Genomic DNA, 18,645 nt, shown 5'->3' with positions numbered 1-18,645 from the left:
AAATTGACGGTTCACATTGGACCAAAGCATATTCGCTCCTGTTGGTTGTCTAGGCCTAACGACCGCTTGCTTTCAATGTTCCTGTCGGAGTGAAACTTTCTGTGAGAAGCGATTAGCCCTCGCAACCGTTCGACCGTGTGTTGCCAAGTCCAGTTATTCTGCACCTCGCTCCTCGGTGAAAATTGTTCGCTGCGGCCGAGGATTTCCGTTATGGCCAGATGGAAGCGCTCGGCTGACGCCAATTCCCCGGTGCGCGGCGTGATGTATTGCGTTCCGCAGCACAGTTCCTCATTGGCTAAAACTGGAAGACCCGCCAGCATATACTCGGTCAGGATTGCTGGAGCGCCGTCATCGACCCCGCAAACCACGCCGATCCGGGCGCTGTTCATGAGGCCGTTGACTGCTTCGATTGAGACGCCGGGCGGACCTATGAAGTCGACATCGATGCCGAGGGAAGTTGCCTGATCCTGTAATTTTTCTGCATCCTCCCCGTAGCCGAAAACACACAATGTACGGACAGAGCGCGGCAGTCTGGCAAGGGCGTTAAAAAGGATGTCGTGACGCTTGTAAGCCTGTGCGGCAGCTATATAAATGATGTCGTAAAGCTTATCTGCACCAGTTGGAAAAAACGTGGTATCGGAAGCAAACTCCGGTCCGATTGGCATTATTGCCGTTTCCATGTCCGGATGCCGGCGCGCCACATCTTCCGACTGCCATTCCGCTCCCGTCAGGACCAGGTCGAAATGCCGGCTTACGGCCTCGGGTACACGGAGAGCCGGAGCGTCGATCGAGTTGTAGATTTTGAAACTCGGGGCACACGCTTCGAGAACAGCTTCACAAACCCCAAGTCCGAGCACGACGAGAATATCTGGCGGTCCAAAGACCTCGAGAAACGCCAGCATGTCGTCCGACACGTAAGGCGCGCCCTCACCAGTGAGTTGAAACGAGCGGCTGATCAATGCCTGATCAGCTGGCGACTGCTCGTAGTTGCCTTCCGAGCGGGTATGATGCCAAATCTCGGCACGGTCGACGATGCCGGCGTTGATGCAAGCCAGCGGGAGCCGTTGCAGGTACCCGCCCTGCACATCCATAACCCGAGGCTTTACAGATAAGGACAGGGCAGAGCCGTGACGGTCCTGCCATTTTTTCAGATGGTATTCCTTGGAGTGCTGTTGGTTGGGCCGGCTGTCATCCAGAAAGTCACTGATAACGATCATGGATGTCATTCAACCTCTCCCATTGCGCGCTTTCAGCCACGAGGAAAGCAAACTGGGAGACTCTCAAGATGTTCCGGACACTTACGTTTTGTCCGAAACCGTACGGCATCATCGTCTGATATTTGGGTCCGGCGGTCGCCACCCTCCAATTTTAATTTCCGCCGGAACAATTCCAGGACGGAATTCGGTCACAGGAAAGCAAAACGTTCCGCGACAAGAAGGACGGCTGCATCAAAGTTGTGCTCAATCGCTGATCGGAGAAGCTGATGTCGAGCGAAACGGGTTGCTCCTCCAAGAATAATCAGTTTTGTTAGACTTCATGAAAGCACAGGAATTACTGCTGGCCTCTGAACTCACGTCGGGTTTTCCGAAGATCCGGACGATCCTCGCAGACAGATTTGCGGGCACGAAAATCATGATCGTTCCGACGGCGGCATACGGCGAAGGATGGAAGCCGGACTATGAGAGCCACTATCGCCCCTTTGAAGAAATGGGCTTCGAGGTCATTGACTACGACCTCGTCGGCAAGACCCCGGACGAGGTGAAGGCTGCACTGAATACGGTCAGCGCAGTCTACATGAGCGGAGGAAACACATTCTATCTTCTGCATCATATGCGCAAAAGCGGCTTCTTTGACCATGTGCGGGTGCGTATTAGCGAAGGACTGGTCTATATCGGCTCTAGCGCCGGCTCGATCGTTGCGACACCGGAAATCAGTTATGCCGACGCGCTGGATGACCGCTCAAAGGCGGAGGAAACCAACGATATCGGCCTCAATCTGGTCAATTTTTCGATCCTGCCGCATATGGATCATCCCAGCTTCAGCGCCTTGGTTCAGAAGACCTACAAAGCCTTCGAAGGCAACGGCACAATGTGTCTCGGTCTTAACGACGATCAGGTCATTCACGTTGTGGGCGACTCATTCAAGGTTATCTGACCCAAGTTCAGCGCCCGCGCTTAAGCGAGCCTTGGAGGCTGGGGTTGAACTCGGACGGTCGGTTCCACAAGGAGGGCCACCGCCGCTACCGCAGTGCAGGTGGCAACCTGGCGCTGCGCTCGAATGTCCCTCGGAAAATTAAGTCAGATCTAAACTTGTCTGCTGCGGAACAAGAGCCCGACCCACCTGTTAAGTAACTACAACAGGAGAGGTGAAATGATGCAATCCAAGATACTGGAAGACCTTTATTACGACGGATTAAAAGAAATTTACTACGCTGAGCGGAAAATCCTCCAAGCGCTGCCAACAATGTCAACTGCTGCAAAATCCCAGGAACTTAGCGCGGCGTTTCAAAAGCACTTCGATCAAACGCAGGTTCACGTTGATCGTCTTGATCAAGTTTTTGAATTATCCGGCAAACCCGCAAAAGGTAAAACCTGCCCTGCGATTGACGCGCTTATCGAAGAAGGCAATCAGATTATCGCCGAATACAAGGACAGTGCTGCACTGGACCTCGGGCTCGCTGCCGGAGCTCAAGCAGTCGAGCATCATGAAATGGCCCGATACGGCGCTTTGAAAAAGCTCGCGATGCTGCTGGGTCTAACCGATGCGGCCGATTTACTCGACGCCACGTTGCAGGAGGAAATCCAGACGGACGCCGATCTGGATGCTCTCTCCGACACCTTGGGATCGGCAAAAACAAAGAAGTCATCAAAGTAAAATCCTCAAAATACTTTGCCAATCAAGCAGGCAATCCAAGGAACACACATGTCCACGACCAACAAATCCGATCCCAAAAACGAAGCCACGATCCACGATCAAAAGCTGCGGCGGGGCGCTGGCGGCGAACTTCATCAGGAAGCCGCCGGTGATACACCCATACTGACCACAGCCCAGGGGGGACCCATCCTAGACGATCAAAACTCGTTGAAGATCGGGGATCGCGGGCCCACCTTGCTGGAAGACTTCCATTTCCGCGAAAAGATCTTTCACTTCGATCACGAACGCATCCCCGAACGCGTCGTGCACGCTCGCGGATATGGCGCCCACGGGTATTTCGAAACATACGACACTTTGTCTTTGGCGGAATATTCCCGGGCCGACATCTTTCAACGTCCGGGAGAAAAAACACCGGCGTTTGTTCGATTTTCAACAGTCGCGGGGAACAAGGGTTCATTCGACCTTGCACGCGATGTGCGCGGGTTCGCAGTTAAACTCTATACGCAAGAGGGCAACTGGGATTTGGTCGGAAACAATATTCCGGTGTTCTTCATTCAGGATGCAATCCGGTTTCCCGACATGGTTCATGCGGTCAAGCAAGAACCAGACAGGGGTTTTCCGCAGGCCCAGTCAGCCCACGACAACTTTTGGGATTTCATCAGCCTGACGCCGGAAAGCATGCACATGATCATGTGGGTGATGTCGGATCGGGCCATCCCGCGTTCCTTCCGTTTCATGGAAGGCTTTGGTGTTCATACCTTCCGCCTGGTCAACGCCAATGATGAATCGACATTCGTAAAGTTCCACTGGAAGCCAAAGCTTGGCTTGCAGTCCGTGGCATGGAACGAGGCGGTCAAGATCAATGGTGCCGATCCCGATTTCCATCGGCGCGATTTGTGGGACGCCATCCAGTCCGGCGCCTTTCCGGAATGGGAACTTCAAGTCCAGCTTTTTGACCAGGATTTTGCCGATGCTTTCGACTTCGACATTTTGGATGCGACAAAGATAATACCTGAAGAAATTCTGCCGCCGATACCCGTTGGCCGTCTCGTGCTCGATAGAATGCCTGACAACTTCTTTGCCGAGACCGAACAAGTTGCGTTCATGACGCAGAACGTTCCCCCAGGGATCGATTTTTCCAATGATCCGTTGCTGCAGGGTCGGAATTTCTCCTATCTCGATACGCAGATAAAGCGTCTTGGCGGACCAAATTTCACGCATATTCCAATCAATGCGCCCAAATGCCCGTTCAATAATTTCCAGCAGGACGGTCACATGGCCATGCGCAATCCGACGGGCCGCGCCAATTACCAACCGAACTCCTGGGGAGTAGGTCCGCGCGAGTCGCCCGAGCGAGGCTTCCGGTCATTTGCTGATGGAGAATCTGGTCAGAAGATCAGGCTGAGGGCCGAGTCCTTTGCAGATCACTATAGCCAGGCGCGACAGTTTTTCATCAGCCAGACCCTGCCCGAGCAGAAACATATCGCCGCCGCCCTGACCTTCGAACTCAGCAAGGTCAAAACCCCGGTAATACGCGAACGTGTTGTCTCGCATCTTCTCAATATCGACGATTCGTTGGCAAACAAAGTTGCCCAAGGACTTGGACTTGAAACCATGCCACAGGCCGCGGACGCCGCCATGCCCACCAGGCAGGATCTTGACCCCTCGCCAGCGCTAAGCATCGTGGAACGAGGTCCGAGGCGGTTCGAGGGACGAAAGCTCGGCATTCTGTTGACGGACGGATTCGATGCGGCAGTCGTCAAGGAACTGCAAGAGGCCATTGTCGCCGAAAAAGCGGTGTTTGAAATTATCACCCCCGTCGTTGGGGGAGTTCGCGGCAACGATGGTACGCTGATAAAAGGTGACCAGATGATCGATGGCGGGCCATCGGTGTTGTACGACGCAGTGGCCATATTGCCTTCCCCTGAAGGTGCGGCCGCTCTTGTCAAAGAATCCACGGCCAGGGATTTCGTCGCCGACGCTTTCGCACACTGCAAATTCATCGGTCACAACGACGCTGCCCTGCCTTTATTCGAGAAGGCCGGCATTGCCGGCGACCTTGATGAAGGGGTGATCCTCTTATCCGATGGCAAGGATGTTGCGACCTTTATTGCGGCATTGGGCAAGCTACGCCTGTGGTCACGCGAGCCAAATGTCAAAATGAAATAATAGGCCCCTGACCGCGGCGCAGCTGAAGCGCCGCGGTCAGGCCAAGGACGCAAATCCTCCTTAATCGGCATTGCAATCGCGTGGTTCAGACCGGATCGGCTCCCATCACCAATCCTTCGATGTCGTGCTTTTGGGTGACCGGCACCAACTCATCGACCACCCGGCAGACCAAATGCCTTTTCACCGAGTCCGGCAAGCTCTCAAAATAGCCCTTCGTCACCATGAGATCGTGCAGTTCTGCGTGGCCCGCTCCCGGGGCGTCCACGCCAAGGACCATGACCGGCCGCGCTATTGGAGAGGCGTGTTCCGTGCCACGGTGCACCGTCAGCGCCGAACGACAGGAGATATCGCCAAGCTGCGGGAACTTGCGTACTGCTTTTGTCTGAAACTCCGGCCACACGGCCTTTGCAGGAAACATCTCGTGTTTCCACTCGCGACCGTCAATATATTGCGTTCCAGGCGCGATTTCGAACGGGCCCATATCCTCGGTGACATCGACGCCTGTCAAATTAAACGCAAGCGATGTTATCCGCCGCTCGACATAGGTGTCCACAGGCGAGGGAAAGTCCCGGTGCCATGGCTGGAATTTCGCGCCTTGAAATGGAACATCAAACCCGATCTCGACGATCTGATAATCCGGGCCAAGTACATTTTCGCACATCGCAGTGACCCAAGGATGCGTGACCAGATCAACGAACCCGCCGAACTCCTCTGGATGAATTTCGACATACCACCGCCGCGGACCGCGTCCGACAGCTCCACCTGGCCGCTGTATTGCAGACCAAAAGGCGGTCATCATGTCTTCGCGCATCTGTTCGGCCCATGCGCGGGGAAAGGCCGATTTCTTGCCGACGATTCCATCGGTCTTCAAGGTCGAGACATCGTGTTGAATGTTACCGGAACTGTCCATTGCCCCTCCAGGCGCACAAAAACATGCGTATGCTCGTTTTGATTTATAACAATAAGCATCCCATAGGCCTGGTGGAACCACAACCTTTCACAATCGTTTCAGGGAGCACGCCAACCATCCCAAAACCAGCCTGGCCGTGCAGACGGAGCGCGTTGAGACATGGCCATGGAAGCACCTCCGCTCGATCGCAAGTTGATCGCCATCCTTGCTGCCGATGTCGAGGGCTATTCACGGCTCATGCACGAAGACGAGGAAGGCACCCTTGCGACATTGTCATCGCACCGGGCTATTATTGACGAGATTATTGCGACGGGACGCGGCGGGATATCCGGTACGGCTGGCGACAGCGTACTCGCCGAGTTCGGCAGTATCGTCGACGCCGTTAACTGTGCAATTTCCATTCAACGGTCCTTAGCTGTAGCCAATAAGTCCCTTCCCCAACAGGCGCGAATGCTCTGGCGGATCGGGATCAATGTGGGCGACGTCATGGTCAAGGATGGCGGCATCTTTGGTGACGGTGTCAACGTCGCATGTCGCCTCGAGGCACAGGCGGAACCCGGCGGAATTTGCGTCACGCGCGGCGTGCGCGATCATCTGCGCGACAGGGTGGACTACCAATTCGAGGATCTTGGGGAACACGCCGTAAAGAATATCGCGCGCCCTGTTCGGATTTTTCGTGTCTGCTTTGATCCCGAGGCAAGCTCTGATCTTCTCGATGTTCGCGCCATGCCTTCCAGGGGAAGCATTGAACTATCCGACGACAGTAACACAATCAAGGGCACGTCCAATCAAGTGGAACTGACGTTCTGGCAGTCGATACAGGAGACTAAGGATCCGTCGGAATACGAGGCTTACCTTGAACGGTTTCCCGACGGCGAATTTGTGGCGCTCGCCCGCGCCCGCCTGGCAAAAGCTGAGGAACCAGAGGCTGTCCCCGCTGCGGACCGGGCGGTGGAACTCGAGTTTTGGAACTCGATAAAACAGAGCAACTCCCCGGCCGCGTTCGAAGCCTACCTTCAAAAATATCCGGAAGGTGAGTTCAAAAGTCTGGCTGCAATTCGCCTGAGGGAAATTTCGGAGATTGATTGAACTAGGGTCGGGATGGCCGACGCGTCTGGTGGGCAGTTGTGTCCCATCAATCGCATCCGCCAATCAACAGCTTTGAATGCAATTTGGCTTTAGCGAGCGTTCCGTCGATGCAAGTACCGACTTGTGAGAGGATGCGAAGCGTTCTAGCGTCAAAAGCAGAATGACATTTCTTGAGACGGTCACCGATCCGATAATCCAGGCCGGAACCCTCGCCGCCACGGGGGCCATTGTCTCGCGGGTGGCCCTGCGAAACAATCCCCGCTTGCACCTGATTTTTCAGGTAACGTTCTTTATCGTCCTTACCACATTGTTGCTTTATCACGGTATTGTTCCCTACGAGGCAGGGCCACCCACTGCTTCAGCCGTGCAGAAGGTATTCATCGGAATCGCAAAGGTCATCTGGTGGATCAATGCCGCCTGGGCCCTCGTCGGTTTCGCCCGCGTTTTCCTGATATTTGAGCGGCGGCCACGCGAAGGCAGACTGATCCAGGATCTGGTGGTCGGCATCATTTATCTCGGGGCGGTTCTATCCGTCGTCGCCAACGTCTTCAGCCTGCCCGTGGGCACATTGATCGCGACGTCCGGGGTGCTTGCCATTATTCTCGGCCTTGCACTGCAGAGCACCTTGAGCGACGTCTTTTCCGGTATCGCCCTCAACCTCGGCAGGCCCTATGTCATCGGGGACCTGATTGTTCTCAGCGACGGCACTGAGGGAAGAGTCGTCGAGACAAACTGGCGAGCGACGCACTTATTGAACAGCAGGAACGATCTGGTTATCGTTCCCAACAGCGACTTGGCCAAGGCACGGCTGATCAATGTCAGCAGTCCGGACCGGAGCCATGGCATCAGCCTCACTGTCCGCTTTGCCGGTACGACATTGCCGAGTGCCATCGTGGATATGATGCACTCCGTTCTTTTGAGTTCGACAACGATACTGAATCAGCCGGAACCGTTCATTCAGATAAAATCACTGGACGGTTCGGCGGTGGAACTCGAACTCTCCTTTCGCGTCGCAGATATTGCGGTGGCCGGAACGGCCCAAAATGAGATCTTCGATTTGATCTATCGTCACAGCATGGCAGCGGGCATACCCCTGGCAACACCCGTCGTTGTTCAGCCTGCATCCGGCGCAAAGACGGAACCTTCCGCCAGCAACCGCTCGAGCCAGATGCGGCTCCTTGATGCAATACCGCTGTTCAAAACGCTCACCGAGGATGAAAAGGAAATCCTTGCTAAATCCATGTCGCGCCGGACGTACCGCAAGGCGGATGTCGTTGCCGAACAGGGCAGTGAGATGCAATCGCTGCTCATCGTTCGAAGCGGTGTGTTGGTAGTCACACGTGAAGAGGGTCGTCGGAAAGTAGATCTGGGCAAGCTGGCACCTGGCGATTATTTCGGCGAGGCCAGCCTGCTCGCCGGCGCGGGGGAACCAGGAACCGTGCGTGCTCTCGCTTCTACCGTGGTTTATGAAATCGCCAAGTCAACCCTGGCCCCGTTGCTCCACGATCGGCCAAGCCTCGTTGATGAACTGGGCCTCATTTTGTGCAGGCGGGCGCAATCGGAGAAGCATTTGTTCGAAAACAGCACCGAGATTGCTGGCATCCATGCCATGCCTGGTCTCGTCAAAAAAATCAGGCTCCTGTTTGAGCTGTCTCATCTCGAGAGGAATTGACCATCGGCCCAGCTAATCGGACTGCGGTGGCAGCCATCAACGTCACGCATACTCCCTATGGGCTAATGTTCAAACGGCACTTGTGCGGTTAGTGTGACTTCGGCCCAATGCCCTAGATCGAATTGTTGATTTCGCCTGAACCGAAGCGTCGGACCACACCGGTCCAACATCGATGCCGCATTCGCAAACAATCACAAGACAAGCACTGTCCTGTTATCCGGCCATGCCGTGCACGCTGCAAGACTCTTGAGAAGCATGCCATTCGCAGCGGCACATGACATTTGATGAAGACGAGTTGGCTACCCAGATCCGGGGGGTGAGCCATTATCCTGGGAAACGCGGCGTGGTTCGAACGAGCCCGGCGTATCTTTTCAATGGATAGCTTTGTTGAATGGATGGTCGGACTTTCGTGAAGGAAAGTTCGCCATGCCTCCAAAGAAGCCGATTTCAACGACGGTGAGTTCCACTCCATCAAAGTTGGTGCGTGGAACACAAGCAGCGCCGCCCGTGCAAGCCTCCGATCTTGTTACGGGAGCAATCGGGCCCATCGTCGACCGAATTCCTGATCACCCCATCTTCATTCCGGATCCCAACGAAAATTTCTTCGATACCAATCGCCGGGGTGATGCGGTGGTGCGGCCGCGCGATATGCTGGTATTGCGCCTCGAGTTCATCAACCTGACCGTATCAGGCGGGGCAAAGCCGCGGCTGAAGAAGTCAGCCGCCGGCTCTGCGAGCCTGATCGTACATTTCCCGCCGCAGACCATTACCGAGGAGACCTTCTTCGAAACGCCTCCCACTGCCACGCACAACCCGGCCCCTCCCCGTCCCGGCACTCCGCCAAAACCCGAGCCTGGCGGGGCGGAAGCACTCACGGGACCACCGGTCCGTGCACGAATTGCCGGCGAATCGAGGCTCGCGTTCAAAGTTCCGGACGGCTTCGACATTCCCTATACGCTGGAGGATGTCCTTGCCGCCTGCGAAACGCTCGAACTTTCCGTTCCCGCCAATGCACGGCCGCCAGCAGCGCCGCGCCCTCCGATTGTCTTTACCGATATATTCGCTTCCAATCTCGGCAAGCTGAGTGGACGTCAACGAGCATCCCTGACAAGTTTTGCTGCGCGAAGCCTGCGCATCGCCGCTGTACAGGGCAATGCGAGCGCGTTTGAACTGCGCCAGGCTACGGGTGGTCCCGGATTGAAGGCGCTGAAACCCGGCAGGCTCGGCGCATCCGATCTTGTCCAGATCGGACCTGTCATCGACGCCGGCACTTTCCCGACGTTGCGGGGTCCGCGCCCGGCACTGCCAGGCCTGAACCAGACTGCAATCGAAATGCCATGGCGGCTGATCCTCAGTCCGCACGGCGCGGAGCGCTGGCGCCATGCGGCGCTTCCGATTTATTCGGAGCAGACCGGGCGGACCGAACTGTGGCATTCGCGCCTCGTCGCACCATCCCAAACCGGACCGACGATCGAGCCGCCAAATGCTGACTCGCAACGGACCGTGAGAGCCGTGTGGGCGCTCACCGGCGAGGGATCGCCCAAGCCGATGCAATCGGACTATCCCGCGGGCAACTTGCCCAATCCCAACAACAGCCCGTTCCGCATGCCCATGGACGATTTCGATCGCTTTCAGATCGTCCATCTCTCGTCGAATTTCTCGAAATCGAACTACGCACCTTTGCCGGTCAATGCCAACCTCATGATGCTCTCTGCCCTTGGTGGCTGGCTGGATTCAAGGGGCGGCTGGGATCCCGTTGGCCTGTCGGTGGAGGAATGGGCTCATCGCGCCACCATGGGGCGGGATCACTATGTGCGTGTCGTCTACAAGGGTTTCCTATTCCCATTCGGTCATCGCGTCTCCCTCATCAAGGTTAGCGAGCGCAAATTCCACAATGGCAAGGGATCGGACCAGGCGATGCCGGGCAATACGGCATATCTGCGTCAGCGGCTGTTCATCATAGTGCGTGAGCGCGAACGCACATTCGTGGATCCGGACCTTACCAACAAGGACGAGACTATCGCGCTGCACCGGCAAATGCCGTTTTCGAGTGTTCGAATTCTGACCGCCGTCACGCCAAGCCTCGACAGGCCGGATCAGGGGCCGGGCTCCATCGTCGGCAATCAGACCATGTTCTGGCCCTGCGTCGGCGGGCAACCTTTCAAGTTCCAGATGTCGGCCACCGACATCGACGGGCGCACGGTACAATTCGAACTCCCGATGATCTTCATCGATTTTTCTTTGGCAAGCCCGGTGAAGGACGGCTCAGCCCCGGTTCTGAAACCCAATTTCGATCTTGCCGAAACCAATGCCGATAAGGCCCGCGGCGCCTGGAACGATCCTTCTCATTCAGGTTGGAAGACTGCCCCGCTCAAGCGCCAACGCGTAGCGCTGGCACCAAGCGTCAAAGCCGGCGACACTTCGGTCGAGGCGGAATCGATAACGTTTGACGGTTTTGTCGAGAAACAGAACCTTAAGTTACGCGCCTATAGCGAGAACCTTTCCAAACCCATCTTTTACCCCATGGTCCAACAGGCCGGCGTTCGCATTGCCGCCCTTGCGCAGTTAACCGGCAGTTCCGCATCGAACACGGTCAAATGGAACGCACGCTATCTGAGCGCCGGCTTTACCAACAATCAGGGCGAAGTCTTTGTCGACGTCGTCAGCGAGCCCGGCATGGCTCAGCTTAATTTTTCGACCCAGGGAGACAGGTCGGGAGGATTTGTCCAGCCGAACCTCACGCCGAGCGCGCTCTCGCGTCTGACCGGTCCCGTCACCGGCAACGTTTCCGACTTCATGGATGGGAAGATGACCGGCAGCAATGCGTTTCCGGCCACCTTGTCTGATCTTCCCCTGCCGCTGCTGTTTGGCTGCATTCCGCTCGGAGATGTCATCCAGGCAGTCACCAACCTTGGCGACAAGCCCGAACAGGTACCGAAATTTGCCAGCGAGGCCAGCACCAAGGTCGAAAGCTTCATCAACGGGCTCGTGCGTCTCTTCGAATTTGTCACGCACCTGGCCGACAGTCCGGGCAGCATCGCCGATGCGGCCCTCGAGGTTGTCCGCGGAACTTTGGACGACCTTATTGAACAGGCCGAAGCCTATCAAGCCGCGCTCGTTGCCAATGCCAAGGCGGGTGTAAATGATCTGAAGAATGCAGTCCTTGCAGTGAAATCGGAAATCGCCCCGCTGCTGGCGGTAACGAGCGTCGACCTTGCCCTGCCGCTGGGCGGACTTGCCGGCGCTCTCACCAATGTCAACAACGCCGCTGACCAGTTGCTCGCTGCCGCCGATGCGCAGGTCGGGGGTGTATCCCTCCCGGCCGGCTTCCGGCAGTCGTTGAAGCAGATCGCCAACCAGACCAAGACCCTCGCGAGCGACGTGGCGACGATCACCACCCTCATCACGCAAGGGAAAGAGCTTTATCTGGCGCTCGAGACGATTGTCGGCCATCCGGAAAACCTGCCGCAATTGCTGGGCGATCCCGCCACGCTCGGCGGTCTGCTGACGGCGGTGCAGGCTAAGATCACCCCCTTGCACGATACCATCAAAGCATCGCGACTGCTCGACGGCGCGCCAAAACAGGCAATTCTTTCGGCCATCGAACTCGTCGTCGAGATCCTCAACGCTGCAGGCGACCTTTTAAAACTCCTCGAAATGCTGACCGGCGATGAACTGACGATCCGCTTCGACTGGAACCCGCCGATCGACAACTGGGCCCTCCCGGGTGTCGACAAAGCGAAGAACCCGATGTTCCGCGCCAATGACAAACGCGGCTTCCTCGTCGCCGTGGAAGCCAAGGTCAAGAAGAACGGCAGCAGCGCGCCGAAGATCAACGTCGTCTGCAGCTTGAAGCATTTCGACCTGGTCTTGATCGCACCGGCAAGTTTCATCGAACTCAATTTCGAGAAGATCGAGTTCCGCGTCGACAGTGCCGCGAAGATGGACGTCGACGTCCTGCTCAACGACATCAAATTTGTCGGGCCGCTGAGTTTCGTCGAGACCTTGCGCGATCTCATACCGCTTGATGGCTTCTCCGATCCGCCCTATCTCGACATTACACCTCAGGGCATCGATGCCGGCTTTTCGCTTACACTGCCGACAATTGCCATTGGTCTGTTCAACCTCAGCAATCTGAGCCTTGGCGCCGGCTTTACCGTGCCGTTCATCGGACAGCCGCTGTCCGTCCGCTTTAATTTCTGCACCCGCGAACAACCGTTCAACCTGACTGTTTCGCTTTTTGGCGGCGGCGGATTTTTTGGTATTACGCTGGACCCGCACGGCATACAGATCCTTGAGGCGTCTTTTGAATTCGGTGCGAGCATCTCCATCGATCTCGGCGTCGCCTCTGGCGGTGTTCATGTCATGGCGGGCATCTACTTCCGCATGGAGAAAGATGCTTGTTCGTTGACCGGCTATTTCCGCCTCGGCGGTTATGTGAGCGTACTTGGGCTGATTTCCTGTTCGCTCGAACTCTATCTCGAACTTCGCTACGAATTCGAGAGCGGGAAATGCGTCGGCAAGGCGCAGCTGACAATCGAAATTGAAATATTCATGTTCTCGACAAGCGTCACCGTAACCTGCGAACGAAAATTTGCCGGAGCAAACGGCGACCCGACATTCCGCGATCTCATGGGGGTCAACGCGGCGCTGCCGATCGCCGACGAACTCGAACTGATCGACACCGATACCGATTACGCATGGCGTGAATATGTAGAGGCGTTCGCCTGAGGGAGGGGAGCATGGCAAGACAAACCATTCTTTGGACGGTACTGCCCAATGGGCGCGTGGAAGACGGCGAATTTGCCGGTCAACTGCGCGTGTCCCTGGTCGCGTCTCCCCGCCTGACGCCCGAGGCGTCTGACGAGCAGGTGTTGAAGGCGTTTCCGGAATGGCGAAACTGGCCAAAAACGCTCGATAACGTGAAGTTTTCCTTGCAGGTTGGCCCTGACGAGCTTGAGCTTCGACGTATAAGCGACCCCGATGCCGATCTCTGGGCCAAGCTGTTCTCAGCCCAAACCCCTGTCAGCGGATACGTTTTCAAGGACATGAGCAAGGTCAATCTCCGCTCGTTCCCCATGCGCAACGTTCTCGGAACGTTGCGCAAGCACTATAAGAACCTCGCGATCCAATCGACAGGCACGCCCCCAACCCTCCTGCCCTGGTCGCAAGCCCATCCAGGCCTGAAGGACATGCTGGGCGAACTTGGCACCCGCACGGAAAAAATCAACCTCGGCGACCGGCAAATCGAATACCTCGTGCCGGGCTTCAACCGCTTTTTCGACGATGAAGGCCGCGAGGGCACTGAGAACCGTTTGCGCAATACCGTCTTCGGCACAAAGAGTATTTACCGCGGACAGGTCGTTGGTGTGGATGTCGATGAGCAGGGAAACCCCAGGTCCAGCGGGCAGTTTCCGGTCCGCGCCTTGCCTCCGGACTGGCACGATCCTGCCGGGGGTGGCGCCGATTCAAGCATTATGGGGCAATTCTCCTCCGCGGCAGAATATGCTTTCTACCAGGCGGATCGCTTCTACCGCCGCGAACCTCTGACACAAGCAAAGCTCGACAAGCTTGACGCGCAAAAGCAATTGCGCCGCCCCAAGCTTGTCGACGTTCCTGCCCAGCCCAAAGCGCCCGATTTCGATTTCCATCGGATCATCGCCTCCTACAGCGATTATCCGCGACTTCTGCGGCGCCTTGGCCTTGTGATCGATTGCGTGGTCCAGCCGAATTCGCCCATTGATCTCGCGCTCAATGCTGCCCCGCAGGTGCAAGGGCGAATGTCACTCAACCTTTCATGGGGAAGCGCCCACGATCCAGCTGATGATTCCTGTCCGCAGACCGCGTGGATAGCCGACAAGTACCGGTTTGTGACGCGTCCAAGGACGCAGGATCACGAGCGGGGCTTACTGAAACTGCAGTATGCCGACGATAAATGGAACAATGACAAGCGCACCCTGTTCGACGTCTATCAGGTTGACCCGGATGGTGCAGCCCTGAAGACGGTGGATTTTGTCATTACCGCACAGAACCTTGTGGGAAAGAGCCTGGCAATCGGTGCCGACGGTGCAGTCACCTATACGACGGGCGACAAGCAGGCGGTCGCCGCCCTTCGCACGGGCGGACTTGGCATATCCCGCCATGGCAAGGCGCTCTCGATTGCCCAGAGTGCTGCATCTGCGGCGCTGAAGGACGCAGCGGTAAAGTCCGGCGCAGGAAAGAAGGTTGTTCTGTTCACTGAAGATCTGTTGCGGGGGTACAGAGTCGACGTTCAGCCCGTAATTGGCGGCTCGCCTGAGAAGTGGCATACCCTTTGCGGCCGCCATGGCACTTACAAGCTCATTGCCACGAACGAAGACCTCCCCCTCGAAGACGATGAAGGCTATGTGAAGGGGGCGTCGACGACAAGTTCGGCCAGTGAGGATGCCGACCCGGATGATCATTATCTGCACGAATCGATGTTTCGCTGGACGGGATGGAGCCTGGTAACGCAGCGCCCCGGAAAAACGCTGCGCGCGAGCAGCGATCCCACCTCGGGCGTTCAAAGTGAAACCCCAGAGACGGTTGCAGATGAGGCAACAAGCGGTGGCAATGGCGTATCGGCAACGTTCGTCGCGGCCAAAGGCAGCTTGCCGCGCCTGAGGTTCGGCACGCAATACCGCTTCCGGGCACGGTTGGTGGATCTGGCCGGCAACAGCCTCGGCGTGGACGACAGGTCGCTTGAAGACGACGAGCAGGTCAGCGAACCCGTAGGCTATTTACGCTTTGAGCCCGTGGACCCTCCCGTACTTGTTCAACGCGCACGCGTGAGTGAGGGCGAGTCGCTCGAGCGGATGGTGATAAGAAGCAACTTCGACGTCGACCCTGAAGGCTATCTGAAGAAGAAGCCGTTCAAGGATGCGATCAAGCTGCCGGCTTCGCAGGATTTCGATTACACCGCCAGCAACGAGCGGCATGTGGTGCCACCGAAATCCTCGCAACTGCAATGCGAGCAGCACGGACTGTTCGATGTCTACTTTGCCGATCCTGCCTCGATCAAGACAGCCTACGCGATTGCAAGCCGCGAGGCTGGAAGCTTGAACGATCCGACGGCAACATCGACGCCCGAACTCATCACCCCTGCGGCCATAGCAGGAACTGCCACACGGACGGTACTGCCGCTGCGATTGCCATCGCCGGACAACCCCACCGGCGATCGCCTCGCCGCCGGCCAATACGTGATTCATCGCGACGCTCAGGTTTCCACACCCTATCTTCCGGATGGGGCATCCGGAGGCTTCGCATTGCGGGCCATGCAAGGCCATTCGATCCCCGGCGTGACCGCGCCCGTTGTCCTCGGGCCGAGCGCTGCGGTGGTGCGTGCCCCGAACCAGGAACTCGTTCTCGTTGTCGCCCATGGCAAGGAATGGCCGGACTCAACCGGGTTCAGGATCGTCCTTCAGGAGCGTTGTGCATCGCTCCTTGATCCACCTTGTGACGAAACATTCAACGACGATGGGACGCCTGCGTGGGATGAGGACAAACGTGTCCTGACACTATTCATCGCCAAGGGCCGTATCGCACGCCTTCGCTATGCCAGCTTCGCCCATAAAAAATTCATGGACTCCTTTGGTTTGCCGGGATGGATCGACACCGCCGGCGAGCGGGACTTTCTGCGCGGCATGGCCGAACTCGGCTGCGCGTGGATGATGACGCCCTATCGCGAACTCACGCTCGTCCATGGCACCCAGCAACCGGTATGCGCGCCCGAAATGATCAAGCTCGTCGCCGGCCGCAGCATGAACGACCAGTTTGCCATCTTGCGAGCGCAGGTGCGGCTGCATGGGCCCAGCACCGGAAAATTCGAAGTCGAAGCGCATTGGAAGGAGTGGATCGACGATCTGGAAAAGCCGGGACCGGAACTTGTCGATTCCCATGGGGCGCTTGGCGAAATTTTGCTTGCCGAGAACCACGAAAACACATTCGATCTTAACGGCGCGGTGAACGCCCAGCAATATGACGCCGCGCGCCCGCGCGCCCGGGGCGACCGGCACGAATTCGGCGACACAAAATTCCGGCTGGTCGAGTATAAGGTGTGTGCTACGACGCGTTTTCGCGAGTATCTTCCGCCATCAATCTATGAACAGAAAGATCAGGTTACGCGCCTTGGGCCTATTGCCGAGGGCCAGCAATTCCAGCTTGGCGCGGATGATGATCCGGGCGCTCCATTCCTTGTCCAGCCTGGCGCCGCGCCGCTCACCATCGTCAAATCGAGCGCGGCCCCTGACGAGCCGCGCATCGTCTACGTCATGCCCACTTTCCGCTGGGAAGAAACAGCGGACAATTCATCTCTCGATACAGTACGGCTTGGCAACGGCCTGCGCGTATGGCTTGAGCGCCCTTGGTTCTCCTCGGGGAACGGCGAACTGCTCGGCGTCGTGATCCTTCAGGACAATGCCCGCTTTACCGATATTCCGGTGCCTGTCGTGCCGCTGGTAACCCAGTGGGGTCTCGATCCCTTGTGGGATACGTCCCTGCCGAAAAACGCGATCCGGATCACCGATTTCCCCTCGCGGGTTATCAATGAAGCCGTCCCATTGCTTGAGCCGCAAGCGGCAGGGCAGCAGGTGCAGATCATCGGCCACCGGGTCCATTGGGATCAGGCGCGCTCGCTCTGGTATTGCGACATCGAGCTTAATCCCGGCAGCAGCTATATGCCGTTCGTGCGGCTCGCGCTGGTCCGCTATCAGCCCAACGCGCTTTCAGGCGCAAAGATTTCGAAGGTCGTGCTTGCTGATTTCTCGCAAGTCCTGCCGCGCCGCCGCTCATCTTTCCAACGCGACGGCGCCGTGGTCGCGGTCAAGCTTCGCGGCACGGTACCAAGTCATGGTCCAATGAAATTCCCGACCGACTCGGAATACCAGGACATTTCCTTCATCCCCCTCCCCGGCCAAGCGGTCGAAACCGGAAGAAACAAGGTCGAGCTCGTACTGCAGACCCGCGACCCGGCGATCGATTCCGACCTCGCCTGGATCGATCAGAAGGTGCTGACTTCGGCCATATTGGCGCCTGTCGCTGGAATAGGACCGATCGTTACGACGACCTTATTCGATCAGCCGGCCGTAAGGGTAGAAGCACCTCCGGCCGTCGCCGACCGCTTGGGGCAGCGGATCAGCCTCGACCTGACGCACATCGCGAGCCCGATCGACGTCGTCCAGATCCCGCCCGATTTATTCGATCCCGTTATATGGAGCGCCAACGTGACCCTGCCAGATATCGCTGGCAGACCGGCTCGCCTCGCCATACGTGAATACGAACGCTATTACACGGACAGGACCATCGCCGAACAACGTGGCGGTGCGACGAGACGGCGAAAAGTGGTAGAGGAAAGGCTGGTTTATACAGTGTTCTTTGATCTCCAGTAGACGTCGAGCGTCGGGCCCTACGCGGAGGAAGCCGCCGCGGCTCGCTCTATTTTAGGTTACGCGGTACTGTCCCCTTGCTGGCTTGTTCAACCAGATGCGTGCGCGAGGGCGCAGGTTCAAATCGATCGGCGAAATATTGCGTTTCGTTGACCACACGTCCTTCGCTGAATTCCATGATGCTCACCGCATAGGTTGGTATACCGTCATAGGTGAGCACGAATTCAGAGACCCAGAGATCACCGCTGCCGATAATTCGCTGGACCGTAAAGCGCTTCTTGTTCGGTTGAACTGTCCGGCTCTCTTGAATGTTGTGCCGGCCACGAATCCGCTCATTCGATTGCGGATAGTAGAGCACAGCGTCATCACGATAGATCTCATGCTCGACCTCGAAGTCGCTCACGTCCGACGCTTCCCAATGACGTTGAAGCGCCATCCGCACGGTTTGATCGTTCATCCCAACCTCCGAGCTCCGTTTCCGGGCATCAAATCCCAACTACAAAGCAGAATTCGGGCGATGGCTTGTGAAA

At 57.1% G+C, this 18,645-nt stretch carries 10 protein-coding genes; 7 read left to right on the top strand and 3 right to left on the bottom strand.

Annotation, left to right across the window (positions count from 1 at the left end):
* Positions 1-11: 11 nt before the first annotated feature.
* Positions 12-1,226 (bottom strand): glycosyltransferase, encoded by a 1,215-nt coding sequence (locus BLR72_RS02000; protein WP_091944565.1) that lies wholly within the window; start codon positions 1,224-1,226, stop codon positions 12-14.
* Between the two features lie 310 nt (positions 1,227-1,536).
* On the opposite strand from BLR72_RS02000, the gene BLR72_RS01995 reads away from it, so the two are divergent.
* The 3 genes from BLR72_RS01995 (at position 1,537) to BLR72_RS01985 (ending at position 5,043) form a co-directional block, all read left to right on the top strand.
* The gene (locus BLR72_RS01995; RefSeq protein ID WP_091944562.1) at positions 1,537-2,154 is read left to right on the top strand and encodes a Type 1 glutamine amidotransferase-like domain-containing protein; all 618 of its coding nucleotides are present in this window, start codon (positions 1,537-1,539) and stop codon (positions 2,152-2,154) included.
* A gap of 216 nt (positions 2,155-2,370) precedes the next feature.
* Positions 2,371-2,874 carry a YciE/YciF ferroxidase family protein gene (locus BLR72_RS01990; RefSeq protein ID WP_210183714.1) on the top strand — a complete coding sequence of 168 codons (504 nt, stop codon included), beginning with the start codon at positions 2,371-2,373 and terminating at the stop codon, positions 2,872-2,874.
* Positions 2,875-2,922: 48 nt separating this feature from the next.
* Complete coding sequence (locus tag BLR72_RS01985) at positions 2,923-5,043, top strand: catalase (RefSeq protein WP_091944559.1); 2,121 nt, start codon at positions 2,923-2,925, stop codon at positions 5,041-5,043.
* A gap of 85 nt (positions 5,044-5,128) precedes the next feature.
* On the opposite strand, the gene BLR72_RS01980 is transcribed toward BLR72_RS01985, so the two are convergent.
* Positions 5,129-5,953 carry a phytanoyl-CoA dioxygenase family protein gene (locus BLR72_RS01980; RefSeq protein WP_091944556.1) on the bottom strand — a complete coding sequence of 275 codons (825 nt, stop codon included), beginning with the start codon at positions 5,951-5,953 and terminating at the stop codon, positions 5,129-5,131.
* A gap of 192 nt (positions 5,954-6,145) precedes the next feature.
* Between BLR72_RS01980 and BLR72_RS01975 the strand changes: the two genes are divergently transcribed.
* The 4 genes from BLR72_RS01975 to BLR72_RS01960 all read left to right on the top strand — a co-directional run bounded on the left by BLR72_RS01975 (position 6,146) and on the right by BLR72_RS01960 (position 18,118).
* Complete coding sequence (locus tag BLR72_RS01975; protein ID WP_244506597.1) at positions 6,146-7,042, top strand: adenylate/guanylate cyclase domain-containing protein; 897 nt, start codon at positions 6,146-6,148, stop codon at positions 7,040-7,042.
* Positions 7,043-7,202: 160 nt separating this feature from the next.
* The gene (locus tag BLR72_RS01970) at positions 7,203-8,714 is read left to right on the top strand and encodes a mechanosensitive ion channel family protein (RefSeq protein WP_027233045.1); all 1,512 of its coding nucleotides are present in this window, start codon (positions 7,203-7,205) and stop codon (positions 8,712-8,714) included.
* Positions 8,715-9,140: 426 nt separating this feature from the next.
* On the top strand, positions 9,141-13,445 hold the full coding sequence (locus BLR72_RS01965; protein ID WP_210183713.1) for a hypothetical protein: 4,305 nt from the start codon (positions 9,141-9,143) through the stop codon (positions 13,443-13,445).
* A gap of 11 nt (positions 13,446-13,456) precedes the next feature.
* Positions 13,457-18,118, top strand: a complete 4,662-nt coding sequence (locus BLR72_RS01960) for a hypothetical protein (RefSeq protein WP_091944553.1) — start codon at positions 13,457-13,459, stop codon at positions 18,116-18,118.
* A gap of 46 nt (positions 18,119-18,164) precedes the next feature.
* Here the strand turns inward: BLR72_RS01960 and BLR72_RS01955 are convergent, their stop codons facing one another.
* Positions 18,165-18,572 (bottom strand): nuclear transport factor 2 family protein, encoded by a 408-nt coding sequence (locus BLR72_RS01955; protein ID WP_091944551.1) that lies wholly within the window; start codon positions 18,570-18,572, stop codon positions 18,165-18,167.
* Between the last annotated feature and the right edge of the window lie 73 nt (positions 18,573-18,645).

Origin of the sequence: Phyllobacterium sp. YR620, assembly GCF_900104165.1 — a bacterium.
GTDB lineage: Bacteria > Pseudomonadota > Alphaproteobacteria > Rhizobiales > Rhizobiaceae > Phyllobacterium > Phyllobacterium pellucidum.
Note: the sequence above shows the minus strand (reverse complement) of the source record. Positions and strands in the feature narration are given on the sequence as shown.